The organism is Martelella sp. UBA3392, assembly GCF_002358775.1.
Classification (GTDB): domain Bacteria; phylum Pseudomonadota; class Alphaproteobacteria; order Rhizobiales; family Rhizobiaceae; genus Martelella; species Martelella mediterranea.
Map to the genome: position 1 here is coordinate 1 of NZ_DEPM01000031.1, position 6,847 is coordinate 6,847.

General features: G+C 64.3%; 8 protein-coding genes and 1 other RNA gene. 5 read left to right on the forward strand and 4 right to left on the reverse strand.

The annotated features are described in order from the left end of the window. An RNA gene (ffs, locus tag B4E36_RS02615) (signal recognition particle sRNA small type) lies at window positions 1-91 on the reverse strand. Window positions 92-245: 154 nt separating this feature from the next. Here ffs and B4E36_RS02620 point away from each other — a divergent pair. From B4E36_RS02620 to B4E36_RS02635, 4 genes are all read left to right on the forward strand, one after another. Next, a complete protein-coding gene (locus B4E36_RS02620) occupies window positions 246-653 on the forward strand; it encodes an HIT family protein (protein WP_292051602.1) in 408 nt (135 codons plus the stop codon). Further along, window positions 650-1,603 carry an NAD(+) diphosphatase gene (gene nudC, locus B4E36_RS02625; protein WP_292051601.1) on the forward strand — a complete coding sequence of 318 codons (954 nt, stop codon included), beginning with the start codon at window positions 650-652 and terminating at the stop codon, window positions 1,601-1,603. Before B4E36_RS02620 ends, nudC begins: the two co-directional genes overlap by 4 nt. Window positions 1,604-1,605: 2 nt before the next feature. Then, the gene (locus B4E36_RS02630; RefSeq protein WP_018065102.1) at window positions 1,606-2,292 is read left to right on the forward strand and encodes a helix-turn-helix transcriptional regulator; all 687 of its coding nucleotides are present in this window, start codon (window positions 1,606-1,608) and stop codon (window positions 2,290-2,292) included. 72 nt (window positions 2,293-2,364) lie between these two features. Beyond that, window positions 2,365-2,739 (forward strand): VOC family protein, encoded by a 375-nt coding sequence (locus tag B4E36_RS02635; protein ID WP_018065103.1) that lies wholly within the window; start codon window positions 2,365-2,367, stop codon window positions 2,737-2,739. 40 nt (window positions 2,740-2,779) lie between these two features. Here B4E36_RS02635 and B4E36_RS02640 read toward each other — a convergent pair whose 3' ends face one another. After that, window positions 2,780-3,655: a prephenate dehydratase gene (locus B4E36_RS02640; RefSeq protein WP_292051598.1), complete on the reverse strand. Its 876-nt coding sequence runs from the start codon at window positions 3,653-3,655 to the stop codon at window positions 2,780-2,782. Then, on the reverse strand, window positions 3,652-4,407 hold the full coding sequence (locus B4E36_RS02645) for a 3-deoxy-manno-octulosonate cytidylyltransferase (RefSeq protein WP_292051596.1): 756 nt from the start codon (window positions 4,405-4,407) through the stop codon (window positions 3,652-3,654). Before B4E36_RS02645 ends, B4E36_RS02640 begins: the two co-directional genes overlap by 4 nt. Before the next feature lie 150 nt (window positions 4,408-4,557). Here B4E36_RS02645 and B4E36_RS02650 point away from each other — a divergent pair, with 150 nt between their 5' ends. After that, on the forward strand, window positions 4,558-5,370 hold the full coding sequence (locus B4E36_RS02650; RefSeq protein WP_292051595.1) for a c-type cytochrome: 813 nt from the start codon (window positions 4,558-4,560) through the stop codon (window positions 5,368-5,370). 256 nt (window positions 5,371-5,626) lie between these two features. Here B4E36_RS02650 and B4E36_RS02655 read toward each other — a convergent pair whose 3' ends face one another. Beyond that, window positions 5,627-6,571 (reverse strand): AEC family transporter, encoded by a 945-nt coding sequence (locus B4E36_RS02655; protein WP_018065107.1) that lies wholly within the window; start codon window positions 6,569-6,571, stop codon window positions 5,627-5,629. Window positions 6,572-6,847: the final 276 nt, after the last annotated feature.

Below are 6,847 nucleotides of genomic sequence, written 5' to 3' on the forward strand. Positions count from 1 at the left end.
GGCCGGCACGATGACCCGTACACAGCTCGTTGGGGCTGCTTCCTTCCGGACCTGACCCGGTTGGCGAGTGGCACGTCCACCACCAGCCTCCCGTCCGGACATATCGTCAATTCAGCCGGTGAATGCAAGCTTGGCGGCGAAAAAATCTGGCTTAAGGATCGCCGTGAGCCTCGGCGCTGCGGATTGGCATTTGCCGTCGTCGTCCCATTTGATACAGATGGAGCGAGTCATTGCGAAGGAACGACATGCAGGAATTTCAGATCGATCCGCGTCTTGAGCGCGACAGCATGGCGATTGCCGATCTGGGGCTCTGCCAGTTGCGGCTGATGCGCGATGCGCGCTGGCCGTGGCTGCTGGCCGTGCCGCAACGCGCCGGCGTCGAGGAAATGTTCGATCTGGCGCCGCTCGACCAAACCATGCTGACCTTCGAGGTCAACGAGGCGGCAAAGGCGCTGAAAACCGTCACCGGCGCGAACAAGATCAATGTCGCGGCGATCGGCAATATGGTGCGCCAGCTCCACGTCCATGTCGTCGCCCGGTTCGAGGGCGATGCCAACTGGCCGGGTCCGATCTGGGGCTACGGCACGCGGGAGCCGCGCTCCGATGACGACTGTGCGGCCCTGGCGCGCAAGATTGCAGAGGCAATGGCATGACATCACTGTTCTTCAAGGCCGGGCCGCACGAGGATCCGAGCGCGCTGACCGCCTTTGCCGGCTGCCGGATCATCCGCGACAGCGAACATCGCGATGAGGAAACGCTGGAAAAGGCCGCCGCCGAACCCAATGCCCGTTTTTTCGGCTTTGCCGGCGGCAAGGGGATCGTCAAGCATGAGCGCCAGGTGCTCGACCCCTATTTCGCCCGCTATGAGCTGGCGGCGTATTCTCCCGATCCCGAAAGCGCGATCCTGCTCGGCCGCGAGCCCTCCGGCGCGCCGCTGATCTCGATCAAGCTCGGCCTCGATCCCGAGGCCCTGCCGGGGCATTTGAAGGCGCTCACCACCCGTGCCGCCTATAGCGAAAGCATGCTCGATCGCGCCACGCTCGGGGCCTTCGCGCTCGCCGTCAGCCTCAACGCCTGGATCGACAATCACCGCTTCTGCGGGCGCTGCGGCGCGCCGTCGAAGTCGGCCGCCGGCGGCTTCCGGCGCGAATGCACGGCCTGCGGCAACATGATGTTTCCACGCACCGATCCGGTGGTGATCATGCTGATCGTGGATGAGGCCGGCGACCGTGTGCTGCTGGGGCGCAGCCCGCATTTCCCGGCCGGCCGCTATTCCTGCCTCGCCGGCTTTCTGGAGCCCGGCGAGACCGTCGAGGACGCGGTGCGACGCGAGACGCTGGAGGAATCCGGCATCCGCGTCGGCGCGGTGCGCTATCATGCCTCCCAGCCCTGGCCGATGCCGCATTCGCTGATGCTCGGCTGCTACGGCAAGGCGGAAAACTTCGATATCAGCCCGGATGACGCCGAGCTTGAAGACTGTCGCTGGTTTTCCCGCGACGAGCTTGCGGCAATCGTTGACGGCACCCATCCCGACGGCATCAACGCGCCGCCGGAAGGCGCGATCGCATTCCGCCTGGTGCGCGATTTCCTCGACTGGAAATAGCGGTGGCCGGCTCGCGCTCGGAACGGCTGCTGGCGCTCTTGCAGGTTCTGCGCGGCCATCGCTATCCGGTTTCAGGCAGCAGCCTCGCCGATGAACTCGGCATCAGCCTTCGAACGCTTTATCGCGATATCGCGAGCCTCAGGGCGCAGGGCGCTGCGATCGAGGGCGAGGCGGGCGTCGGCTATGTGTTGCGTCCGGGTTTCCTGTTGCCGCCGATGATGTTCTCGCAGGAGGAGATCGAGGCGCTGGTGCTCGGCAGCCGCTGGGTGGCGAGATCCACCGATGCCAAGCTTTCCGAAGCCGCCGCGGCCGCCCTTGCCAAGATCACGGCCGTGCTACCGCCTGCGCTCTGCGATGCGGTGGATGAAACGGCGCTGATCATCGGTCCGCGTGCGCTTGTCGAGGAGAAGGCCGATATCCCGGCGCTTCGAAGCGCGATCCGCCATGAGCGAAAGCTCGAGATCGGCTACAGCGATGAGGCCGGCGCGATCACCCGCAGGATCATCTGGCCGTTCGGCCTCGCCTATTTCGAGAGCGTGCGTGTGGTTCTCGGCTGGTGCGAGTTGCGTCAGGATTTCCGCCATTTCCGCACCGACCGGATCGCAAGCATGACGGAGCCCGGCGAGCGCTACCCGAAACGCCGCGCGGCGCTGCTGGCCGAATGGCGGCGAACGATGAATTATACGTGAAGGCTGCTGACAGAACCTGTCACCGGCAGGCCTTAAGGCTCTCCTCGTTCCCGCAAACGAAGGAGAAACCCAATGACCGCACTTCCTTTCAACCTTGTCGTTCTCTATGTCGAAGACCCGAAGGCGAGCGCTGAGTTCTACGCCGACTTTCTCGGATTGAAGCCGATGGCGCTTTCCGACGGCTTTTCATCGCTCACCACCGATGCCGGCATGACGCTCGGCCTGTGGCGCAAGTCGACGGCCCATCCGCCGGCGGAAGGCGGTCCGGGATCGGTCGAAATCGGCATCATGGCGGCTGATGAGGGCGGCGTGGAGGCGTTGTATGACCGCGTGAAAGCGGACGGGATGACCGTCATTCAGCCGCTGGTCACGGCGGCGTTCGGCCCGACATTCGTGATCACCGATCCAGACGGTCACCGCATTCGCGTGTGCCAGCCGGATAACTGAGGCCAAAAGCCCCGGGCGGCAGCCGTCCGGGGCCTGGCGGCTACGAAATGTCGTCCAGCGACTGCAGGTGACGGCGCATCGGATGGCCTTCATAGACGCCCAGGATGCGCACCTTCTCGGTGAAGAATTCGAGTTCCTCCAGCGCTCGCGCCACGGCCGGATCGTCCGGATGCCCCTCGATATCGGCATAGAACTGGGTGGCGATGAACTTGCCGCCGATCTGATAGCTTTCCAGCTTGGTCATGTTGATGCCGTTCGTGGCAAAGCCGCCAAGCGCCTTGTAGAGCGCGGCTGGAATATTGCGGACATTGAAGATGAAGGTGGTCACGATCGTGCGGTCTTCGCCGCCCGGCTCCGCCCGCTTCGCCTTGTCGGACAGAATGACGAACCGCGTGATGTTGCTCTCGCTGTCCTCGACATTTTCGGCAAGGATATCGAGCCCGTAGAGCGAGGCGGCAAGGCGGGGCGCAAGGGCGGCCATGGAACGGTCGCCCTTTTCCTGCACCAGCATGGCAGCGCCCGCCGTATCGCCGGCGATCACCGCGTTCCACTTGTTGCGGCGGATGATCTTGCGGCACTGGCCGAGGGCGTGAATGTGGCTGTGAACGGTCTTGATATCATCGAGCTTCACGCCCGGTAGCGCCATCAACTGGAAGCGGATCGGCATGAAATATTCGCCGATGATCGACAGGTGCGAATCGGGAAGCTGGTAATGGATGTCGGCGACGCGGCCGGCGAGCGTGTTCTCGATCGGGATCATCGCCAGATCGGCATCGCCGTTCTCCACCGCCAGGAACGCATCCTCGAAGGTCTTGCACGGCAGCGGCTCCATCTCGGGATACATGTCCCGGCAGGCCATGTCGGAATTGGCGCCGTATTCGCCCTGGAACGAGATGCGGTTGGTTTTCATGATCATGAGGTGACACCTTCCAGAATGCGGCGCGCCTTTGCGAGGTCCTCGGCGGTATCGACGCCGAGCGGCACGGTCTTGACGATCTCGGCATCGATGCGCATGCCGGCTTCCAGCGCACGCAACTGCTCCAGCTTCTCGCGCCCTTCCAGCGGCGAGACCGGCAGCGAGACGAAGCGCTCGAGGGCGGTGCGCCGATAGGTATAAAGTCCTATGTGGTGGTAGAGCGGGCCTTCGCCCCATGGCGCGGTCGCGCGAGTAAAGTAAAGCGCGCGCAGCCGTGTCGGGCCGACCGGCGAGCCGACGAGCTTGACCACCTGCGATGCGGTCTTTTCTGCTTCATCAGTGATCTCGACGGTGAGCGTGGCGATATCGACCGCGGGGTCGGCGAGCGGGGCCAGCGAAGCCTCGATCAGCGCCGGGTCGAGGGTCGGCAGGTCGCCCTGGACGTTGACGATCAGTTGGGCGCGGCCGTCGGGATCGACCTTGCCGAGCGCCTCGTGGATACGGTCGGAACCGGACTGGTGGGCCATACCGGTCATCACCGCCTCGAAGCCGGCCGCCTCCACCGCCTTGAAAACGGCCTCGTCATCGACGGCCACGACCACGCGGCCCATGCCTGATTCGCGCGCGCGCTCGGCGACATGGACGATCATCGGCCGGCCGGCGATATCGGCCAGCGGCTTGCCGGGGAGGCGGCTGGAGGCCATCCGGGCGGGAATAAGAATGATCGTTTCATCGGATTTGTCGATCGCCACTTGCAAGCTCTCCGTTAATTTGCCACTGACAGTCTGACGGGCCGGTGTGCATGCCGATGCGGCGTTGCATCGCGGCATCAAAAGACATAGGTTCTGCAAGAATGCAAGGTGTCCGGTAGAGAGGCTGGACGGAAGGGGAGCGGCAACGCAATGAAATTCAATCTCAATATGGTCCTCGCGGCCCTGTTGGGGACGGTCTTCGTCCTGATGACGGTATCTTTCATCTCAGAAGCGATCTTCGACCCGCACCATCCCGAAAAGGAAGGTTTCGTCATCGAGGTTGCCGAGACCCCGGGCGGCGGTGCTCCTGTTGCCGAGGAAGAGACGCCGATTGCCGTTCTGCTCGTCGATGCCAATGCCGAAGCCGGCGAGCGCGTTTTCAAGCGCTGTCAGGCCTGTCACACCGACACCGAGGGCGGGCCCAACAAGGTGGGGCCGAACCTCTGGGACGTCGTTGACCGCCCGATCGCCAGCCATGAGGGTTTTTCCTATTCCGCCGCGATGCAGGATTTTTCCGAGGGCGGCAGCAAGCTGTGGACCTATGAGAACCTGAATGCATTCATCAAGGCGCCGAAGAAGGATATCCCGGGCACGGCCATGGGCTTTGCCGGCCTTTCCTCCGACAAGGACCGCGCCGACCTGATCGCCTATCTCAGCACCATGTCGAACGATCCGGTGCCGTTCCCCGAACCGCCGGCCGAGGACGATGCCGCTGCGGCCGAAGATGGCGCGGCGACCGATGACGGTGCGGCAACCGGCGAGGCAGCAGGCGAGGCCGGTGAAGGCGCCGAGGCATCGCCGTCACAAGGCAGCGAGCCGGCCCCCGCGGCAACGGATGAGGCTGCCGGCGATGCCGATGCGGGCCCTGCCAACCCGCAAGGCACGACGGCCGAACCCACCGACAACCCCGAGGCCACGCCACCCGGCGCCGCCGATGTCGAGCAGCCTGAAAAGAGCGAATAAATGGAACGGGGCTTCGGCCCCGTTTTCAGTTTGGGGACAACCCTCTCCCACGTTCTGCGTCATCCTCGTGCTTGACACGAGGATCCAGGCCACCCGGCAGGAGCCTTGTAAATCGTTGCAAATGCAGTGATTCAAGCCGCTTGGATGCTCGGATCAAGTCCGAACATGACACAAGAACGAACGACAGATGACAGACGATGGGCAAAGCTCGTCGCTTTGCAGATCGGGCTTTGTCCCGCTTTCATCAAGGCAAAAATCAATACCCGAGCAGCAGCACCCAGAGACTGACCGTGACCACGCCGAGCAGCGTGGTCAGCGTAATGGTGGAGGCGGCGATGTTGCGGCCGGCGCCGAACTGATCGGCAAGCAGGAAGGCGTTGACGCCCGCCGGGCAGGACGCGCCGAGCACCAGCCCGGCCATGATCGGTTGCGGCAGGCCGAAAGCGTGCGAAAGCGCGAAGACCAAGGCCGGCAGCAGGGCGAGCTTGATGACGGTGATCGCGGAGAAAAGACCGGCATTGCCCGCCACCTTGTATTGCGCAAGCGTCATCCCGATCGAGACCAGGGCCACGGGCGCTGCGATGCCGGCGAGCATCGAGATGACGGTCGCAAGCGGTCCCGCCGGTTGCAGACCGGTGAGATTCATCGCCGCGCCGATGATGAGGCCGATCACCAGGGGGTTGGTCGCAAGATTGTAGCCGACGGTGGCGGCGAGGCGGGCCGGGTCGCTGGTCGCGCCGCCCTCGCGCGCCTTCGCGCGTTCGGCCAGCACCGTGGCGGTTACCATCAGCACCGGCATGTGGATCGCGAGCACGATTGAAAGCGCCACCAGCGCGGTTTCGCCCGCCACATGGCTGACAAGCGGAATGCCGAGTAGGGCGAGATTGGAAAACGTTCCGGAAAGCCCGATGATGACGGCGGAGACGCGGTCCCGGTTGAAGACGAAGCGGGAAACCATGGCGGCCGCGATCCAGGCAATCGCTACGCTGGCAAAATAGACGCCCCAAATACGCAACGGGTCGGCGCCGGTGAAATCCGCGTTGGCGATGGTGCGCATCAGCAGCACCGGCAGGCCGATCCTGTAGACGAAGCCCGAAAGCACGCCGGCGCTTTCGGCAGGCAGATAGCGGACCTTGACGGCGACCCACCCGATCAGGATGAGGGCGAAGATCGGGATGACGCTGTTGAATATTTCTTGCATGGCGGGCTTTCAGGCGGGCGGCGCGGCTCGTGCCGCGTGTTCCGAAATTGTTCCCCGCCGCGACCGGTGTCAAGGTCGCCAGCCCGCCGGACGGACTTCAATCGCTTCCGCCGCGTCAGCTTTTCAGGGCGGCCGCCGGTGACTGGCGATAGGCAATCAGCGCGGGCAGGGCGGAAAGCACGGCCGCGACCGCCACCAGCACGGCGGCGGAGCCGAGATCGGCGCGCGTGAACTCGACCGGAAGCGACACGCCGCGCTCCGCCGTGATCGATCGCG

Bases quoted from the DNA above. Each gene is read 5' to 3' on its own strand.
- B4E36_RS02620 (WP_292051602.1), top strand. From the start codon at position 246: ATGCAGGAATTTCAGATCGATCCGCGTCTTGAGCGCGACAGCATGGCG.
- nudC (WP_292051601.1), top strand. From the start codon at position 650: ATGACATCACTGTTCTTCAAGGCCGGGCCGCACGAGGATCCGAGCGCG.
- B4E36_RS02635 (WP_018065103.1), top strand. From the start codon at position 2,365: ATGACCGCACTTCCTTTCAACCTTGTCGTTCTCTATGTCGAAGACCCG.
- B4E36_RS02640 (WP_292051598.1), bottom strand. From the start codon at position 3,655: ATGATCATGAAAACCAACCGCATCTCGTTCCAGGGCGAATACGGCGCC.
- B4E36_RS02650 (WP_292051595.1), top strand. From the start codon at position 4,558: ATGAAATTCAATCTCAATATGGTCCTCGCGGCCCTGTTGGGGACGGTC.
- B4E36_RS02655 (WP_018065107.1), bottom strand. From the start codon at position 6,571: ATGCAAGAAATATTCAACAGCGTCATCCCGATCTTCGCCCTCATCCTG.